At 50.7% G+C, this 18,872-nt stretch carries 15 protein-coding genes; 11 read left to right on the forward strand and 4 right to left on the reverse strand.

All coding sequences use genetic code 11. The annotated features are described in order from the left end of the window. The first annotated feature begins 24 nt into the window (after positions 1-24). The 4 genes from IC617_RS16710 to IC617_RS16725 all read left to right on the forward strand — a co-directional run bounded on the left by IC617_RS16710 (position 25) and on the right by IC617_RS16725 (position 4,399). Positions 25-978 carry a sugar kinase gene (locus IC617_RS16710; protein WP_191146128.1) on the forward strand — a complete coding sequence of 318 codons (954 nt, stop codon included), beginning with the start codon at positions 25-27 and terminating at the stop codon, positions 976-978. A gap of 30 nt (positions 979-1,008) precedes the next feature. Then, entirely contained in the window at positions 1,009-1,629 is a 621-nt protein-coding gene (gene eda, locus IC617_RS16715) for a bifunctional 4-hydroxy-2-oxoglutarate aldolase/2-dehydro-3-deoxy-phosphogluconate aldolase (RefSeq protein ID WP_191146129.1), read from the forward strand. 647 nt (positions 1,630-2,276) lie between these two features. Then, entirely contained in the window at positions 2,277-2,876 is a 600-nt protein-coding gene (locus IC617_RS16720; protein ID WP_191146130.1) for an SCO family protein, read from the forward strand. 14 nt (positions 2,877-2,890) lie between these two features. Continuing rightward, positions 2,891-4,399 (forward strand): methyl-accepting chemotaxis protein, encoded by a 1,509-nt coding sequence (locus tag IC617_RS16725; RefSeq protein ID WP_191146131.1) that lies wholly within the window; start codon positions 2,891-2,893, stop codon positions 4,397-4,399. Positions 4,400-4,484: 85 nt separating this feature from the next. Here the strand turns inward: IC617_RS16725 and IC617_RS16730 are convergent, their stop codons facing one another. Beyond that, on the reverse strand, positions 4,485-7,010 hold the full coding sequence (locus IC617_RS16730; RefSeq protein ID WP_191146132.1) for a TonB-dependent receptor: 2,526 nt from the start codon (positions 7,008-7,010) through the stop codon (positions 4,485-4,487). A gap of 372 nt (positions 7,011-7,382) precedes the next feature. Here IC617_RS16730 and IC617_RS16735 point away from each other — a divergent pair, with 372 nt between their 5' ends. Beyond that, entirely contained in the window at positions 7,383-8,129 is a 747-nt protein-coding gene (locus tag IC617_RS16735) for an NUDIX hydrolase (protein WP_191146133.1), read from the forward strand. A gap of 64 nt (positions 8,130-8,193) precedes the next feature. Here IC617_RS16735 and IC617_RS16740 read toward each other — a convergent pair whose 3' ends face one another. Together IC617_RS16740 and IC617_RS16745 are read right to left on the reverse strand one after the other, a co-directional pair. Beyond that, positions 8,194-9,837, reverse strand: a complete 1,644-nt coding sequence (locus tag IC617_RS16740; protein ID WP_191146134.1) for a glycoside hydrolase family 43 protein — start codon at positions 9,835-9,837, stop codon at positions 8,194-8,196. Between the two features lie 75 nt (positions 9,838-9,912). Further along, complete coding sequence (locus tag IC617_RS16745; protein WP_191146135.1) at positions 9,913-11,253, reverse strand: glycoside-pentoside-hexuronide (GPH):cation symporter; 1,341 nt, start codon at positions 11,251-11,253, stop codon at positions 9,913-9,915. Positions 11,254-11,563: 310 nt separating this feature from the next. Here IC617_RS16745 and IC617_RS16750 point away from each other — a divergent pair, with 310 nt between their 5' ends. Further along, on the forward strand, positions 11,564-13,285 hold the full coding sequence (locus tag IC617_RS16750; RefSeq protein WP_191146136.1) for an endo-1,4-beta-xylanase: 1,722 nt from the start codon (positions 11,564-11,566) through the stop codon (positions 13,283-13,285). A gap of 127 nt (positions 13,286-13,412) precedes the next feature. Beyond that, positions 13,413-15,332, forward strand: coding sequence for an EAL domain-containing protein (locus IC617_RS16755; RefSeq protein WP_191146137.1), 1,920 nt, complete (start codon positions 13,413-13,415; stop codon positions 15,330-15,332). Here IC617_RS16755 and IC617_RS16760 read toward each other — a convergent pair. Further along, positions 15,292-16,242, reverse strand: coding sequence for a 1-aminocyclopropane-1-carboxylate deaminase/D-cysteine desulfhydrase (locus IC617_RS16760; protein WP_191146138.1), 951 nt, complete (start codon positions 16,240-16,242; stop codon positions 15,292-15,294). The genes IC617_RS16755 and IC617_RS16760 overlap by 41 nt on opposite strands. Before the next feature lie 69 nt (positions 16,243-16,311). Here IC617_RS16760 and IC617_RS16765 point away from each other — a divergent pair, with 69 nt between their 5' ends. Genes IC617_RS16765 through IC617_RS16780 form a run of 4 tightly spaced genes read left to right on the forward strand, consistent with a single transcriptional unit; the run spans position 16,312 to position 18,866 of the window. After that, positions 16,312-17,220 carry a hypothetical protein gene (locus IC617_RS16765; RefSeq protein ID WP_191146139.1) on the forward strand — a complete coding sequence of 303 codons (909 nt, stop codon included), beginning with the start codon at positions 16,312-16,314 and terminating at the stop codon, positions 17,218-17,220. Beyond that, positions 17,217-17,885 (forward strand): PilN domain-containing protein, encoded by a 669-nt coding sequence (locus IC617_RS16770; protein WP_191146140.1) that lies wholly within the window; start codon positions 17,217-17,219, stop codon positions 17,883-17,885. The genes IC617_RS16765 and IC617_RS16770 overlap by 4 nt, the downstream gene beginning before the upstream one ends. Beyond that, a complete protein-coding gene (locus IC617_RS16775; RefSeq protein WP_191146141.1) occupies positions 17,882-18,535 on the forward strand; it encodes a type II secretion system protein GspM in 654 nt (217 codons plus the stop codon). Before IC617_RS16770 ends, IC617_RS16775 begins: the two co-directional genes overlap by 4 nt. After that, a complete protein-coding gene (locus IC617_RS16780) occupies positions 18,528-18,866 on the forward strand; it encodes a hypothetical protein (protein ID WP_191146142.1) in 339 nt (112 codons plus the stop codon). Before IC617_RS16775 ends, IC617_RS16780 begins: the two co-directional genes overlap by 8 nt. The last annotated feature ends 6 nt before the right edge of the window (positions 18,867-18,872 follow it).

Here is an 18,872-nt window from a genome sequence, read left to right on the forward strand (position 1 = left end):
CGTTGCGGAGCGCAAAGCGTAATTATGAAAAACGTATATATCTTAGGTGAATGCATGGTGGAGCTGTCGCGCACTGGTGATGGCTTACTGAAACAGTCTTACGCAGGCGACGTGTACAACACAGCTGTTTATTTAAAGCGCGCGTTTGACGACTTCAATGTTAATTTCTTTACCGCGGTGGGTGAGGATTCATTGAGCGATGACATGGTCGCGGCTTTTGCGGCGGAAGGTATTAACACCGACATGGTTCAGCGCTCAAAAGACAAAGCGCCTGGCTTGTATATGATTTCGGTCGATAGCGAAGGTGAGCGCAGCTTCTCTTACTGGCGTTCTGATTCGGCGGCACGTCAAATCATGCAATTCGTTAGTGCGGAAAATGTCGGCTATTTGTGCATGGGAGACTTGTTCTTCTTTTCAGGAATTTCGCTGGCGGTGATTTCACCCAATGAACGCGATATTTTCTGGCAACTGTTGCGCAAGTTAAAAGACTCGGGCGTGCGCATTGCGTTTGATCCGAACTATCGGGCGCGCATGTGGGAAGATAAAACCGAAGCGAAAATCCAATTTGAGCGTGCATTCCGCTTATCTGACATGGTTTTGCCGGGGATCGATGATCTAAGTCAGCTCTATGGCTTTACCGAATTCAATAAGATACAGGACTTCTGCAGTGCCTTTGGCATTGAAGAGTTGGTGGTCAAAAACGGCCCGGATAGTGTCTGTTGTATCCGCGAAGGTGAATTTCATGAAGTAGCGATCACGCCGGTTGAGCAAGTGGTTGATACTACTTCTGCTGGTGACTCATTTAACGGCGTTTACCTCGGCGCACGGATGAGTGGTATTGCTGTGGTCGATGCGGTGAAACTGGCGGCTGCGGCAGCTGGTGAGGTGATTCAACACCCCGGCGCCATTGCACCGAAAGATGCCTTCGAACAAACTATTCGTCCGCTTGTTGAGCAATCTGTAGCCGTCATGAGCTGACGCTACGCCATGTATTAATTAGGACTATTAATGAAACTTTTCTCTGAAATGATGGCAGGCCAAACACTACTGCCAATTATTCAAGCTGATTCTGTTGAGCAAGGAGTTGCCATTGCCAAAGCCATGGCTGAAGCCGGTCTCAAGGTGGTGGAAGTGGTGCTGCGCTCAGAGGCGTCGCTCGATGCACTAACCGCCATTAAACAACAATTGCCGGAGCTGATTGTTGGCGCCGGTACCGTGCTAGACAAAGACATTCTGGCACAAGCATTGGCGGCCAAAGCCGACTACATTGTGACGCCATGTGTGACTCCGGATTTGCTTGCGGCACTGGCTGAAAGTGGGGTTCCGGCGATTCCTGGCGTGGCTAATTGCGCTGATATTGCGTTGGCGCGCGACGCTGGCTTCCGCGAAGTAAAATTGTTCCCAGCCTCGTTGGCGGGTGGCATTCCGTTTCTGAAGGCGGTTTCTTCGGTGTTCCGCGATATGACATTCTGTCCGACAGGCGGTATCAATGCTGATAACTGCGCAGACTTTTTAGCGTTACCTAATGTCATTGCCGTCGGCGGCACTTGGGTTGCGAAAAAAGAGTGGGTTGATGCACAAGATTGGCAGGCGATTACCGATGCCTGTCGTGAGGCGATTAGCAAATAACTGAGCCTCACCTCAGCCGATTGCTGAGGTTTGTACCGAGGCGCGACTGAGTTCTGGTTGCACATGGAGGTGCGCCGCCAGGCGATACCGAACAAGACGCTCATGCTAAATAGCATGGGCGTTTTTTTATTGGAGCTTGAGCGAAGATCTGGAGAGGGAATCGAAAATTATCTTGGTATTGCCATAATGCAATTATTGGTCACATTAATTGGTAATATTGGTAATAATTAAGATATGTTTTTGTTGATCTTATGGTAAAGCCAAACTACTATTTGTCTCGTGGGTTTTGGCAAATCTTTTGTGTGATTTGGGGTTTGCCTAACACTTCAGTCCTACTTCTCTATTAGCGAACACGGTGGCCGTTTGCTATAGAACCCCCTCCCAAGAGGACTTCGCGGTATCAGTTTTGATACCGCGTTTTTTTTGCCTTCGATTTATCTTAAATGGTCATGTTTTGATATTTATTTGGTCTATCCAATTAAATCATTTTTATTGCCTTTATGGTCAATCCAATTAGCTTGATTCGAAATCGGGCTTGTCATTCAAGAGCCTTGCGTTTGCAGATTTTGATATTACTGAGCTGAAAAGGCTCTATGTTTAATAATGCCAAGGATGGAAGTGAATCATGTTTGTTTCTGGAGAGTTAAGTGAATTATCGAGCCATCCTTATTGCGCTGCTGTTTGCTGCCACTGCTGCTTTTGTGGTGGCCATGCCGTGGCTGCCTGCGGTGTTTCAGTCGCGCGACTTCTATGGTCTTTCCGTTGATCAGGACGCTTACAATTTTGCCATTGGTGACGGCCAGTTGGCGGATTTGCAGGGGCGTTATGTTTATCTGTTGTTCGGCTTTCTTCGCTGCAATGATGTCTGCCACCGGCAGGTGGCCAACATGCTGGCGCTCAATCAGCAACTGCAAGCGATACCAACCGCGTCAGCTGACCAGGTCAGTTTTGTCTTTGTGAGCCTTGATCCCGAGCGGGACGCCGTCGACCAATTGCAAGCTTATTTTGATCAGCAAGGGCCCGACTTTCATAGCGTCAAACCGGCGAATTCGGCAGCCGCTCATGCCTTAGCCAGCGAATACAACGAATATTTTGTTAAGTCAGGTGGTGGCAATGATTACCAAATTGACCACTCTGGCTTTATGTACGTTATTGACCCCAATGGTCGATTACGCCTTATCTACACCAGTAGTCACTTGAACGTTGTCGAAATGCTCAGTGACTTATCCAAACTTTCAACAAGTTAGAACGTGAGACAGTTATGAGTGAATTAACCCACGCGCAACAAGAGCGGCTGAAATCTGACAAGTTCATGCTGGGGATACTGCTAGCACACGTGCCTTTCGTCGGGCTGTGGGCACCAATGGGCTATGGCACCATGGCGTTTGCCCTGACATCGTCGTTGTTGGTTGCGGTCATCATTGGTGTTGGCTTTATGCTTGCTAAAGGCACGCGAGCTTTTTCCTGTCTGGCCGCGATGTGCTTGATGTTGTTCTCAGCCATCCTGATCCAAGCCCAACTTGGCCGTTTGGAAATGCACTTTCATATTTTTTCGGCACTGGCATTTACCTTGATTTACCGCGATTGGGCGCCGGTGGTGGCTGCTGCGGCCGTCATTGCGGTGCATCATTTGTTGTTCACTGCACTGCAACTTGGCGAGGTGTCGCTGGGCGACATGCCAGTGATGATTTACAACTATGGCTGTAGTTGGTCTATTGCCTTTCTCCATGCTTTTTTTGTAGTACTGGAGTCTTCGGTGTTGGTGTATTACTCGCTGCGGATGCAGCGCGAGCAGCAATTCGGTTATGCGCTCATTGATGCGGTGAGTGAAGTCGCTAATCAGAACAACCTGCAAACTCGGCTTGATGACCGTCATGGCAATCAAGCCGCGCAAGCTTTTAACCAGATGATGGATAGCATTGCCGACATGTTCCGATTGTTGACCTCGTCGGTGAACGAACTTAAACAAACCGCCAACCAGTTGCAGCATTTAAGTGATGTCACCCATGAGGTGATGGCGTTGCAAATGGGCCAAACCCAAGAAGCGGCGACGTCGATGAATCAAATGTCGTCGACTATTAATGAAGTGGCTCGCAGCGCCCAAAGTGCGGCAACATCAGCGGCTGATATCGATGTGCAAGTTCGTGATGGTGGCCAATTGGTGACCCAAGCGACCAGTCGTACCGACCAATTATCAGCGGCGTTGGAGCGGGCATCGGACTCGATCAGCAAGCTCGGAGGCAATGTTCAGACCATTTCGTCGGTTGTTGAAGTGATCCAAAGTATTTCCGAACAAACCAATTTGCTGGCGTTGAATGCGGCGATTGAAGCGGCGCGTGCTGGTGAGCAAGGTCGCGGCTTTGCTGTGGTTGCCGATGAAGTCAGAGCGCTGGCAGGGCGAACCCAAGAGTCCACAGGCGAGATTCAAAACATGATTGAGGCGCTGCAGCAAGGTACCAATCAGGTTGTGAAAGCGATGGAAACCGGCCGCGAACACTCATCGGATACCGCCGCCAAAGTTCACGAAGCAGGCTCTGTACTCGGCAGCATCGAGCAGGCAGTGGCACAAATGCGTGATATGAACGACCAAATTGCTGCCGCTGCTGAAGAGCAGTCGGTGACTGGTGATCATATTAATCAGAACGTTATCGATATCAGCAGCCAAAGCAGCAAAATTGTTGAGCAAACGGATCAGGTCACTACCTTTGCGAAGAACCTCAATGAGATTGTTGGTGAATTTGAAGGTTTGATTGCCAAGTATCGGGTTTGATATCAACCCGCTAAGGTCGCAGTGCAAGCATAAAAAAGCGGCGCAAAGAGCGCCGCTAGGAAAACCTCAAAGTGGTGGGGTGAGGTTAGAAATAGGTCCGCATACGAACACCATAGGTGCGCGGTAGGTTGTAGAACCGTAGGTTCAGACCTGGCGCCATAATGGCTTTATCTGAGTGAGTCTCATCGAAGATGTTGTTGACGTAACCTTCGAAGCGAATCGCACCGTCACGTAGGCTGTAGCCGACACCAAAATCGGCATGCCAGTAACCATCAACTTTGTCATCAAAGCCTGGGTTTGGATCCGACTCATAGTCTTTACCATTGAAGATGCTCAGGTAGTACGAGCTGCGGTATTGAGCAGCCAGCATCCAGTCAAGGCTGCCGTGTTCAAAATCATGGTACTGAGTCAGCTTCAGGTTAGCGGTGAAGTCAGACGCTTTTGGCAAGGTGTTACCACTCAAATCAACCTCTGGCAGATCGCCTGGGTTGTGCGATTGGCGGGCATCAGAAACAATACCGCTGTCAATTTCTGCATCGAGGAACAGCATGGTCATATCAAAGGTTAAATCGTAAGGCAGTAAAGTTTTGCTCTCGATTTCCAAACCTTTGATTTCTGAATCAGCAACGTTCACGTTCAATGCCGCTGTTGGCGGTACTTCACACTCTGGACATTCGCCGACTTGTTGCACCAACTGGAACACCTGATCTTCATAATCATAGTAGAAGGCCGATACGTTCAAACGCATTGGCGTGCCCATGAATTCCAAGTCGTTTTTGCTACCAATTTCATACATGGTGAGCTTTTCAGGCGAGTACTCTTCGGTGATCAACTCGCCATCAACGAGGTGAGTATCGTTGAAACCGCCTGATTTATGACCGGTGGCGATGTTGGCGTAGACCATGCTGTCATCGGCCCAATCCCAAGCAATACCGACGCGCCAGTCATTGAAGTCAAATTCTGAGCGGCCTTTTTGCTTGATCAACGTCGAGTTGTTGGCTTGATTACAAGGTGCGCCTTGGAATTCACAGCCGCCAGCGAGGTAGTCACCAATGGTGTCACGAGCGCCAAATGTCTTCACACCACTGAGCAGCAGTGCCTCGGCATCTAGTTTAGTGATGTCCTCTTTGAGGAAGCTAAAGTCACGGTCCAAGCCTTTGAATACATAACCTTCGGTGCCGAAACGAATGTTCTCATTCGGTACGCTTTCTGACCATGAGCTGTTCATCCAGCCAAAGCCGTAGTTACCGCCAATACCTTCACGATGTTTTTCTTCGTTGGTCCGACGGTAGCCACCCATCACACGCAAGTCATTAGTGATGTTGTAGGTCATGTCGATGTAGCCAGCCTTCGACTCTGTTTCAACCGTTGGCATGGTGAATTCAGTACCTTGATACCAGTTGGAGCGGTCGGCGAATGAGAAGAATACGGTCTCTTGGTCTTCATCGTAATAGAATACGCCGGCGGTCCAAATCAGTGGGCCGTCACCGGTCGAGAAAAAGCGCAGTTCGTTTACGCGTGAATTTGAGGTTTGTTCCCACAATACATTGCTGTATAGATCCCACTCTTGACCGGAGTTATCGCGACCCGGATACATCATGCCCGAGCTCTGGGCATTTTGCTGCTCGAAGTTTAGATCGCGGAAGCTGCTGCTGGCTTCAACTGAGAAGCCATCGAAATCGTAAATGTACTGGGCAACAATGCCGCGAATGCGCGAGTACATGTCACCTTGTGTGCCGTGATAGAGGACATTGCGAGGATTGTTTAAGTCATCGGGCTTGTGGCCATTTTGCAGTGCCTCATAGGCGTTCGCTCCCGGATAACCGGTACCGGTTTCTTCGGTGTAATCCGCAACGATGTAGAGCGAGCTATCGCTGTTTGGCTCCCATAGAGCCGAAATCCGACCGGCGATGTTGTCTTCTTCGCCCGCAGGGGTCAGGTCTTTAACTGGGCTAGCATTATCAAAGTATGAGTCGTGCGCTTGGTGTTGACCTGCGACCCGAATGGCGAAGTTGTCGGCCACTGGAATATTGACCGTGGCATCATAGTTAATGGTGTCATAGTTGCCGTAGCCGACTTCAACCATACCGGTGAACTCGTCAAACTCTGGCTTTTTGCTAATGACGTTCAAGCTACCGGCGGTGGCGTTACGGCCACGCAGAGTACCTTGTGGGCCTTTGTTCACTTCGACGCGCTCAACATCATAAAACTGCATGCCGATGCCGCGCATCCGTGGAATGTAAATGCCGTTAATGTGGAATGCCGCAGCGGCATCACCAAGTTCAGTGTTGTTCGAGTTACCCACACCACGAATGTAAACTTCGACGTTACCTTCCTGTTTGGCAATGCTCAAACCCGGTACCGCGTTACCTAAGTTACGGATATCGGCTGTAATACCCATGTTTTTCAGTTCAGATTCATCGAGAGATTGGGCCACACCGGCGTAGTCTTGAATGGACTGAACGCGACGCTCAACGGTTACTTCGATCACCTCTAAACCACGATGTTCGGCTTTTTCCTCTGCTGTGGCTTCTTCTGCCGCGATGGCATTGCCACTTAGTGCCAAACCAACTGCTATGGCTAGCGAGCTCAAAGATTGTTTGTGCAACATAACACCCCCCTGGTGCTTATGGTTTGCTGGAATAATTCGTTATTTCGTGATTCCGCCAAAGTGTCTACTGCGAACTCTGATTTTTGTTATCTGGAGTTAGAACTTTGCTACGGATGTTACAAACTTTGCACATCGATAGTTAATGGTCAATAGGACTATATTTATAATAGTTAAAAAGACTATAAGCTTGTGATCAAGGTTGCATTTTGACCGAGATGGTTGCTGTAAATGATCGAATTTGGCATATGCTGAGGGAGCTGACACCAGCCTTATAGTCAGATTTGCACCCGCCTTGCTGAGGCGTTAAGGTTACCACCATTACAATGCGGCAAATGTAGTGAAGCAGGATTTGGCTGCGGGGACACAACAGTTATGACAGAAAATGCGGACTCCGCAACATCAGACGAAAAAATCTTCTTTTACGGCAAAATTCAAGAGTTGCCGGATGATGTCATCGATACCTTATCCAACGACAGCGTGGTGTTTGGCTGCGATGACAGCACGCTTAAAGTGTTACTGGTAAGACACGCCGAAGGCGATAGTGCCGGTGAATGGGCTCTGCCAGGCGGTTGGGTTCGCTATAACGAAAGTGTGGACGACTCAGCGGTGCGAATGCTGCAACACCTGACTGGGGTTCACGACATTTATCTTGAGCAGCTGCATGTGTTTAGTGATGTTCACCGAGTGCCTCACCGGCGCATCATCACCACCGCCTATTACGCCCTGATCCGCCCTGATGATCATGCGATTGCTGCGGGCTTTAGTACTTATGATGTACGCTGGGTCGACATTCATGATTTGCCAGAGCTGATTTACGACCACGCCGACATTATCGACATGGCACTGCATCGGCTACGCCATAAAGTGCGTCATGAGCCGATCGGCTTTAATCTGCTGAATAAGAAATTCACCTTGCTGCAGCTGCAAGAATTGTACGAAGCGATCCTCGATGTGAAGTTAGATAAACCGAACTTCCGCCGTAAAATGCTGAAAATGAATTTGTTGATATCGAGCAACGAAAAGCAAACGGGTGTCAGTCATCGTGCCGCCAAACTCTACGAGTTTGATGAGGCGGTGTACCATGAGCTGGAGCAGCAAGGCTTTAACTTCGAGATTTAGTGACCATCTCGAAGGCAATAAAAAACCGCCCTATCGAGCGGTTTTTTTATTGCCCTGATTGCTATTAGCAATCCTCCGCGCGCTGCTGACGGCTCATAAATTCCCGCTCTTGGTAGCTGAACTGGCGGAAGTCGGCAGCCAGGCGGGCACCGCTCATATCGTGACACGCCATGCCAATAAAGGCGCCGGTGAAATTCTCGGCACCAAATTCATCAGCCAGAATGCTGTAATCGAGTTCAATGGCCAGTCGTTGCCACGCACCGCCGTTATGGCGCCAAGCACAACTCCAAGCATCAAAATCAACGTCAATGCGCAGGCCAATCTCACCTTCTGCAGGCAAGGGAATGCGCTGGCCAAGTGGATAGCTCATGCTGCCGCCTGACATGTTGGCCATCATGATCTCCAGCACGCGGCCTTGCTCCGGATCATGGCTGACGTAGAGGTAAATAAACTTACCGGTGTTGTAGTAGCTGATCAGGCCGGCCATTTGTTGAATGGTTTCAGGTTGAACGTCTACATCAGTGGTCGCGGTAAAGCAAAATGCTTGCTGGCGTCGGGCAATGAGCGACTGCTCGTATTTACTGGTTGGGCATTCGGCACCTTTCAGGCGCAAATAGCCGGGCCGCTCAGTCAGTGACAAATTGTTTTCACCTAAGGGGATCCGCAGGCTCTGGAAGTCAATGGGGAGCTGGTCATTGGCAAAGTCCAGCGATTGGCTTTGGAAACTCTCCGGAGCACTACCACCAAACGGCCCTTCAATGGTATCGGTTGGGCCGACATGGCCCTGCGCCAAGCGCGGCCAGCCATCTTCAGACCAGCTGATTTTTTGGATTGCCGTTTCCCGACCCAACACACAGCGGCCGCGATATGGCAGCGGGCGCCCGGTCAAATGCACTAAGTAGCAATCGCCATTGGGCAGCTCCAGCATGTCGGAGTGACCGCTGCGGCGTAAGCTCGATGATGGTACTTGCCAGCTATTGAGGAAGTGGCCTTGCGGATCCATTTCATAGGGGCCGTCAATGGTTTTACTGCGGGCAAACAAGGCCGCATGGTAGGCAAACGTGCCGCCCTCGGCGGTGAGCAGGTAGTAGTAGCCATCGCGTTTGAATAGGTGCGGTCCTTCAACCAAACCGAGATCCGAGCCGGGGAAGATGTTCTTAATCGGGCCGACCAGTTTTTTCTGCTCGTGATCGTATTCCTGCAGCAAAATGCCGGCAAAACTCTTGGCTGGACGATGGTGGTTTAGGCTAGCTTCTGGGCGATGATCCCACAGTACATTGACGAACCATTGACGGCCGTCGTCATCATGAAATAGCGATGGATCGAAGCCACTGGAATTCATAAAAATTGGCTCCGACCACGGCCCTTCGATGGATTCGGCCGTCACCAAATAGTTGTGAGCAATTTTAAAGTCATCCTGATAAGCCCTGACATCGGTGTAGATCAGCCAGAACAAGCCGTTGTGGTAGGTCAAACATGGTGCCCACACACCGCACGAATCAGGGTGCCCTTTCATGTCCAGTTGCGACACTCGATTGAGTGGCTGTGCGACAAGCTCCCAGTTCGCTAAATCTTTCGAGTGATGGATTTGCACGCCCGGAAACCACTCAAAGGTGGAGGTGGCAATATAATAATCATCGCCGGCCTGACAAATAGATGGATCGGGATTAAATCCTTTCAAAATTGGGTTCAGTATTTCATTCGACATTGTTGTATTTCCATACTTAGGCCAGCGATTGGCCTGAATTCAAAATTCTTGTTCGGCTTGCAGCCGGTGCTGCCGCTACGATGTGCTCGTTTGCGCTTTTAACTGGACATGAATGTCATCCATGGCTTTGTCATCGAGCTTGTAAAAATGGAAGATGGCGATCATTGCCAAGCCGGTGATCACCGCGAACAAGGCGTAGCAGAACAAAATGCCTTGCAGTGCGCCTGCCGTTTGCTGTTGGTTCGCCACATAGCCGCTGGCGGCCAAGATCCAGCCGGCAAACGCGCCGCCTAGGGCAATACCAAATTTCAGCACCAGCAGGTGGCCGGAATAACTCATCGCCATGGTATTTGAGCCCGTTTTCAATGCGTTGTAATCGGCGGTATCGGCGACCATGGCAAACACAGCAGGTACCAACAGCATTTGGCTAAAGCCGCCGAGCATCGACATGGCGAAAATCAGGGGTAATTGATCGGGTGGCAGCAGGTAAAGAGCCAAGTGAGTGGCGGCGATAAGCCCTGCGCCGAATTTGACAATGGCCACCTTACAGAAGCGGCTGCCAAGCCAGTTCATGCATACGGCACCGGCAATCGAAGCGAGCATGCCTGCGGTCAGGAATTGCGACAGAATATCTTCACGACCGACGTAGTAACTAATGTAGTAAGGAGTTGTCGCGCCGCGCAAGGCGGTCATGATCAGCAAGATAAATGACGCCGCAGCCAGCAACAAAAATGGTTTGTTTTGACTAAGCGAGGCGACGTCTTTCCAAATCGATTGATGCGGTTGGATCTTCGGTTTAACCCGCTCTTTGGTGGTCATAAAGCACACCACAAAACAGATAAAGGCAAGTATCGCAAACACGCCCATCGCCATTTGGAAGCCCGCTTGGCGGTCACCATCCGGGCCAGCGAAATAATCCACCATTGGCATGGTGAAAGCGGAGACCAGAGCACCACCCGACATCGCCAGAGCGAAGCGGTAAGACTGAATTGAAGTACGCTCAGAGTTCTCGGTGGTTAGCACTCCGCCAAGGGCTGAATAAGGTACATTCACGGCGGTGTAAGCCGTCATTAACAGCGCATAAGTGACATAGGCATAAACCAGTTTGCCCTGCTCGGTAAAATCAGGCGTGGTAAAGGTCAATACCGCCAGTACCGCATAAGGAATTGCCGTCAAAATTAAATAAGGGCGATAGGTACCCCAGCGAGTTTTGGTGCGGTCGGCAATACCGCCCATAATCGGGTCAGTAACGCCATCGAAAAGTCGCACGACCAACATTAAGGTGCCTACCGCAGCTGCCGACAACCCATACACATCGGTGTAGAAGAACATCATAAAATTGATCACCATCTGGAATACCAGATTGGCGGCGGTATCGCCGAGCCCGTAACCAATTTTCTCGCGGATTTTTATCATTCGATTCAGTTCCTTAAAACTTCTGGTTGCCCAGCGCACAAGTCTTTTAGGTTATTATTAGGGTTATAGTCTCTTGGACTTTATCTAGGTTGTCAATATGACAATAAGTAAGTGTTAAGTCGGTAACACTATCGAGTAATAAATGTAGATTTTATATTGTCCAAAGGACTATAAGTGGTTGTCATTAGCTTGCCAAAAGTTAATCAAGCGTTTTTTGACCTCGCTCGTTAGATTTCGCTTTGCTTGCGATCGATTGCCATAAAGAGCCCTGTAGGAGCCTCTAACAAAGCCACCTTGGAAGGAGAGATTGATGTATACCAGAGCCAGCCACCTTATGCTCATGCTGTTGGCGCTAATGATTAGTGCCTGCGGCGGTGGTGGAAATTCAACCCACTCAACGCCAACCGAAGAAGTCCCCGAAACCCCGGTTGAACCCAGTAATCCAGAGCCAACCGATCCCGAACCAACGGACCCCGAACCAACGGACCCCGAACCAACGGACCCTGAACCAACTGACCCCGAACCAACTGACCCCGAACCTAGCGATCCCTTGATGGTCAATGGCGACTTTGAAAATGGTGAGGTTTCGCCTTGGGTCGGTAATAGCGGTGAAGTGGTGCTGACCAATATCAGCAGCCAGTCTCGTTCGGGTGGTAACAGCCTGCAGATTTCAGGCCGCACGCAAAACTGGCAAGGCGCGCTCTACGGGTTAACCAACCGCGTGGTCGAAGACAGTACCTATCATATTTCGGCTTGGGTACGGATGGACAATGTCGCTAGTAGTAACGTCAGCATGACGGTGAAAGTGTCTGATGGTAATGGCGACAACTATTTGCCACTGGCCCAAGGCACAGCAACTGATACTGGTTGGATCGAATTAGCGGGCAATTACACGGTTGCCACGTCCGGTGAGGTGGCGGAGATCGCTTTTTACATCGAAGGGCCGGATGCCGGAGTCAGCTACCTGATCGACGATGTCACGGTGACAGATATCAACGATGATGACTTGTTACGGGTTGATGTCGAGCATTTATCGGCGCTGGTCGAATTCCCAATTGGGGTGGCTGTGCCCGCTGGTGATGCCGGCAACAGTGTCCTCAACAGTCCTGAACGACAAGCCATTGTTGAGCAACATTTCAGCCAAATCACGGCCGAAAACATCATGAAGCCGTCTTACCTGCAACCAAGCGAAGGTCGCTTTTTCTTTGATGATGCCGATGCGCTGGTTGCCTACGCCAATAACAATGGCATGTCGGTACATGGCCATGCCTTAATCTGGCATTTCCAAATTGCCGATTGGATGGCTAATTATTCCGGTGATGCACAAGCTTGGCAGCAGATGTTAGAAGCCCACGTCACCGAAGTAGCCAGCCACTTTGAAGGCCAACTTGACAGTTGGGATGTGGTCAATGAGGCGTTTCTCGACGATGGCAGCTATCGCAATGTCGATGTTGGCAACGATCTCGGCTCGGTCTGGTATCAAAACATCGGCCCACAATACATTGAGTATGCCTTTAACGCCGCTCGTGCCGCCGATGCCGATGTTGATCTTTACTACAACGATTACAACATCTCTTGGAATGATACGAAGCTCGATGCCATTTTGACTATGGCTCAGGACTTCCTCGACCGCGATATTCCGATTAGCGGTATTGGCTTTCAAATGCACGTGGATAAAAGTGGTCCGGGCAAGGCCAAAATCAAACAGCAGTTCCAGAAAGTGGTGGACCTTGGCCTGAAAGTGAAAATCACCGAAGTTGATTTGCGGATGAATGCCGATGGCCGTGCCACAACTTTGACCAATCAGTTGTTGTTGCAGCAAAAAGCCCGTTATCAGGAAATCGTCGAAGCTTACATCGAAACGGTGCCACCTTCATTGCGCGGCGGTATTAGCGTATGGGGCATTGCTGATCCGGATACCTGGATTGTACCGCTGTACGGTAATCCTGATTGGCCGTTGATGTTTGATGACCAATTCCAGCCGAAGCCAGCGTTGCAAGGCTTTGCCAATGGCTTAGCTGTGATTCCGTAATTGGTTGGGAAGACCATAAAAATACAATTGGGGCTGTTCGCAGCCCCTTTTTTTTGGCTGAATATATAGTCGCCAGCTAATATTGAAATACATTCGCATTTTGTCTTACCCGTTGTAGGAGTCCGCAATGAGATTGACCCAGCGCCTGACGTGGGGATGGCTAATCAGCACCATGATTGCGGTGAGCCTGACTGCGCTGGGAATATTTTGGTCAGCAAGCGATTTGGCCAAGCAACGTCAGCAACAGCGGGTCGATGCCATCGCGGTGCAAACGGCTCACGCGCTGCGTCATTCCGAACACCCTTCGCGCACTTGGGCTGAGCAGCCATCGTGGTTTAGTTTGGCCACCCAAATCGCCGACATCAAAGCAATACAAGTTCGCTACAGTGGCCATTTGTTGGTTCAGCATGGCGAACATCAATCGTCTTGGTATCAGTTAACTTCGCAACAAACTCTGAACGGCCAAACCATTGAAGTTAGGGCTAGCTTCAAAAGTCCGTGGCTCGCGGCAAGCTGGAATTGGCGCAGTGCCCTGATTCTGGTGGTGATGTTGACTTCAGCAGGCGGCGCTGCTTGGTGGGCTAGTTTGTGGTTTATTCGGCGATTGCAAGAGATCGACAACATTAGTCATCGCGCCCATAAATTGCTCAAGGGCGAGTTGGTCACCAGCGGCGATTTGCCTGAGCGGCCAAGGGTGATCAGGCAAGCGCTTGATCAGATGGTTGAGGAACTGCGCGATGCCCGCCAGGAGCGCAGCCGGTTCGATGCCTTCATGCGCAGCAATACCTTTCTTGATCCGGTCACAGGGCTTGGCAACCGGCTGTATTTCGATAATCAAATTAGCAGCGCGATTCGCGCCGGCACCGAGCATAATGCCGGTTACGTGCTGCTGTTGCAATTCAATCAATACGATGATGTGCAACAAAACGAAGAGCGCGAAGCCTGCTACGACATTCTCAACCAAATTGGCCGCTGCTTGTACGATGCCTATGATAGCTATGCCGATAGCTTTATCGCCCGCCGCGGTGAAGGTGATTATGCGGTGTTATTGCCCGGTACTCACCCGGATGACATTGAGCGCTCGCTCAAAGCACTGTTGCGTTCGTTAGTGAAGATCCCATTACCCACTTATGTCGATGTCGAACACTGTTTTCATGTTGGCGTCGCCTCACTGGAAACGTCTACAGAGAGTTATCAAGTACTGGCAGAGGCTGATATGGCATTGCGTGCGGCGCAGGTGCAAGAAGCCAATACATGGTTTATGTATCAGCGCAGCGAGTTACCGCGTAACGAAATCAAAGGTTCGGTCCGCTGGCGTACCTTGCTCGAGGAATCCGTGCGGCGAAAAGCATTTGTGCTGTCATCACAGCCGGTGGTGGAAGCCCACGAGGATGACATTCATCACTATGAGATGCTGCTGCGTTTGCGCGATGAAAGTGGTCAAATGATGCCGGCTCAGGTGTTTCTGCCGATGGCCAAAAAATGCGGTATGACCAGCCAAATCGATCGCAATGCGCTTCACCAGTTACTGAAACTCATGCGCTACGAAGGGCGGCAACCGGCCCGCTGTAGCATTAATATTGCCATTGACTCCTTGCTCGATCGCAACTTCAGTCGCTGGATAGAGCTGATCCTGATGCAATACCGCGATATTGTTAGTCGGCTGATCATTGAAGTGTCGGAATATCCACTCAATCAAAATTACGATGCGTTGCGGCCGACCTTGCGCAAACTGAAACAAGCAGGCTGTTTGTTGGCCGTTGATCAGGTTGGCCAGAACATAGTCAACACGCAGTATATTCGCGACCTCGATATCGACTATTTAAAGCTTCACGCCAATCTGGTCCGCGATATTGACCAACGCAGCGAAAACCAGCTGTTTGTCCGCAGTTTGTTGGGCGCTTGTGAAAACACCACGGCACGAGTGTTTGCATTGGCGGTGGAAACTCAGCGCGAGTGGCAGGCACTAAAAGCGTTGGGCGTGTACGGTGGTCAGGGCCATCTGTTTAGCGAGGCGTGGCGAGACAGTCCTGCATTTCTGGGATAAGTTTGTCGGTCATTCCGCGCCAACCCTGCAGGCCGCCGCTGTGATACATCAGCACGCTGCCATCTGGCGGAAGTCGTCCGGCCCTGATTTCGCTAACCAGGGCAAAACATAATTTGGCGGTGTAAACCGGATCGAGCAAGACTTGGGTGTGACGGTAAAACGCCGCCACAAACTGTTGCAGCTCTGTCGGCAAACGACCAAATCCGCCCCATTCGTAACCCGTTAACCAGCACATCGGTGCCGCTTGTTGGCGCTGATCTGGCGCTGTATCTAATAACTCGGCAATACGTGATGGCAGCTGTTGATCGCGAACTGCCGGCACCAGCAGCAGCCGTTGCTTTTTGGTCAGACCGAGCGATAAGCCTGCGGCAGTGCCGCCACTTCCCACTGCTGTCGCGATAAAGGAATAGGGCTCGGTGCGCGCATCAAGTGCTTCGGCGACACCGGTTAGTGCCATGGTCGTGCTGCCACCTTCGGCAACCAGCAAATGGTTCGTTTTCGTCCATCGCTGTTGGGCGTCACTTTGGTGCCGCTCGCGGTAGTCTTGCCGTGATACTGGGATAACTTCTGCCCCCCAATCGACACAATCTTTGAGCGTGGCTGATTGCGCTGCCGAAGCCTCTTGACCGCGAATAATCAAACGGCATTCCAACTTGAGTTGTTGGCAGGCGTAAGCGAGGGCATGAGCATGATTGGAATGGGCGCCGCCAAAGCTGGTAATGCCGCAATAGCCTTGGCGCAACGCATGGAGCAACGGGTATTTTAGCTTGCGTAATTTATTGCCACTGACAATCGGGTGATTCAAATCGTCACGCAGGATGTGCAGTTGCGCTTGGCGACCGGCCCATGGCGAGATATCCACAGCTAGAATTGGGCTTAACTTCACTGTCTCAAAGAGTGGCCAAATCATTTGTTGCACTTAGCTATAAATGTCAGATAATTAGCTACATTCTGCCATAAAGAGTGTCAATCCGAGCGAATGGATGTATCCCGTTGGTTTAAGTCGGGGCTAGATTGCCAGTTATTGATTGGCCTATCTGCTGCGCAAACAACCGTGTTGCTGTTTAAAAATGATGATTGCCTCGAGCAGATTGTCATTCCTGAACGTACCGCTGCCGCTTGCTTTGATGCCTTACAAGACCTGTTGAACCAACACCAGTTCAAGCACCCTGCGACGACACTGATCTTGGCCGACGATTGTTACCAGCAGGCCGAGCTCGATAAGCCCTCCGTACCCGATGAAGAAGTGGCTGCCGCGCTGCAGTGGTCGGTGAAAGAACTCATCAGTATTGAGCCGGACAACATGCAGCTCGACTACTACGATGTCGCCTCCAGTAGCGGCCGCCAGCAGGTCAAAGTGGTCGCGGCTGAACGGCAATGGCTGGCTGAATGGGGTCACATGATTGTGTCGCAGTTGCGGGGTGAATTGCACAAAGTACTGGTGGAAGAACTCTGTTTGCTCAACTTGTTCCATCAGGCGGATGTCCCAATCATGTTGTTGTGGCAAAAGCCGGGGCGCGAAGCCCAACTGCTGTTGGTTCACAAACAACATCTCTATTTGTCACGCAGCCTGCGTGGGTCGGCCAACCTAGAGTCAATGGCCAGCGAACTACTCCCCAGCATTATTGATAGTCTCAGCTTAGAAGTGCAGCGGGCCTTGGATTACTTCGAGAGCAACCTCCGACAGCCGCCGGTCAGAACGGTCAAACTGGCGCTACCCGAAGCGGTGCGGCAACTGGTGCAAATGCAGATGCAAGCAAACTTGGCAGTGGAAGTTGAACCTCTGGACACGCATGAGGTTGCAGGTTTTGGTTCTGCTGATGATATGGCCGTATTGCCAATGTTGGCAGCTCGCATCGAAGCGCTTGAAGTGGCGGCAGAATCATGAAGAATCAAATTGATCTGTTTTCAGCTGACTTGGTGCCGCGCCAATTACGGATTAACTTCCGGCTCGTGGCAATCAGTTGGGCAGCAGCAGCGGTGTTGTTGATTGTCGCCAGCCTGATCAGTGGTTGGATCAATGGTTTCACCGAGCAAGAGTTGGTTGAAGCCAACCGCGTTAAAAATGGTCTTAACCAGCAACACCAGAATTTAATGTCCGCCCATAAAGCGCGGACGGTCTCGGCTGAGTTAACGGTTGCATTAGAGCAGGCCCAGCGCGAAATCCGAATCAAGCAGCAATTACTCAAATTAGTGGCCGATGGCGAGCGTTCTCAAGCTAAACCTTACTCAACATTGATGCGAGATTTGGCATCCATTAATGAGCCGCGTTTGTGGCTGCAAGCAATTCAAATTAATGGTGATCAACTGGCGATAAGCGGTCTTGCTAGCGACGCTGAAGCAGTCCCCGCCTGGTTATCTCAAGTGGGCGCCAAAAGTTATTTGAGCAACCAAACTTTTAATCAGTTGACCATTGCCGAGCAAGAACACTTACACTCCTTTACCATTCGTAGCCAGCCTGACAATCAATCGTCGCCAGCCAACCCGCGCGCGGCCAGTGCCAAGTCCGCAACTAGCACCAAGTCAGCAACCAATGGAGCGTCGTTGCCATGAACCCGCAATTGCAACAGCTGGAAAAGCGCTTCAATGACATGACCGCCCGCGAGCGGGGTATGGTGTTGGCTGCAGGCTTGGTGGTCATCACCATGCTGCTATTCTCATTGTGGTTGGGGCCAACGCTGGAGCAATCCGATCGATTAACCAAGCAACTACAGCAAACCGAGCAATCCAGTGAGAATTTGCAGCAACAGATTGACACTCTTCATACCGTATTGAAACGCGACCCTAATGATGCGGTGCGTGTTGAGCTAAAGTCGATTGAGCACCAAATCGCCGCATTGGATACCGAGCTTGGCGAGTTGACGGTTGATTTGGTTTCCGCCGAGCAGATGCTGCCAGTGCTACAAAGCTTGCTGTCGACGGCGCGAAACGTCACATTAGTCGGGTTATCGTCCATTCCGGCGCAACCTGTGTTGAAATTGGAGCAAGAGCAGCAAGCCGACGTTGGTATGTACCGCCATGGCATCGAGCTGCAAGTGACAGGGAGCTTTTTCGACGTTTATCGCTTGATTGAATCGATTGAATCGTCGCAATGGCGCTTTTACTGGCAACTAATGGATTATCAGGTGACCGAGTACCCAGAGGCCGAAGTGCGTATTTTGCTGTATACCTTAAGCACCAGTGAGGACTATATTCGTGTCTAGACGACAGCCAGTAATAGCCTTCGCTTGCCTTGGCTTAGTCGGGGTGAGCTGCAGTTTTTCGGCGTTGGCGGTGGAGCAGTTAACCGACCCAACCAAGCCTGCAAATTATCAGCCGGTGGCAACGGCAAAAGGTGGCCTGTCGAGTTTAAAACTAGAACAAATTGTCAGTTCAGCATCGCGTCAGTTCGCCGTGATTGACGGCCAGAAAGTAACGGTTGGTCAACAAGTTGGGCAGTATCAGATTATTGATATCAAGCCCAAAGAAGTACTGCTCAAACAATCTGATGGCTCCGACATTCGATTGACACTATTCACTCAAATTAAACAATAATTGATG

The sequence above is a fragment of the Neiella litorisoli genome (genome assembly GCF_014773395.1).
Lineage (GTDB): Bacteria > Pseudomonadota > Gammaproteobacteria > Enterobacterales > Neiellaceae > Neiella > Neiella litorisoli.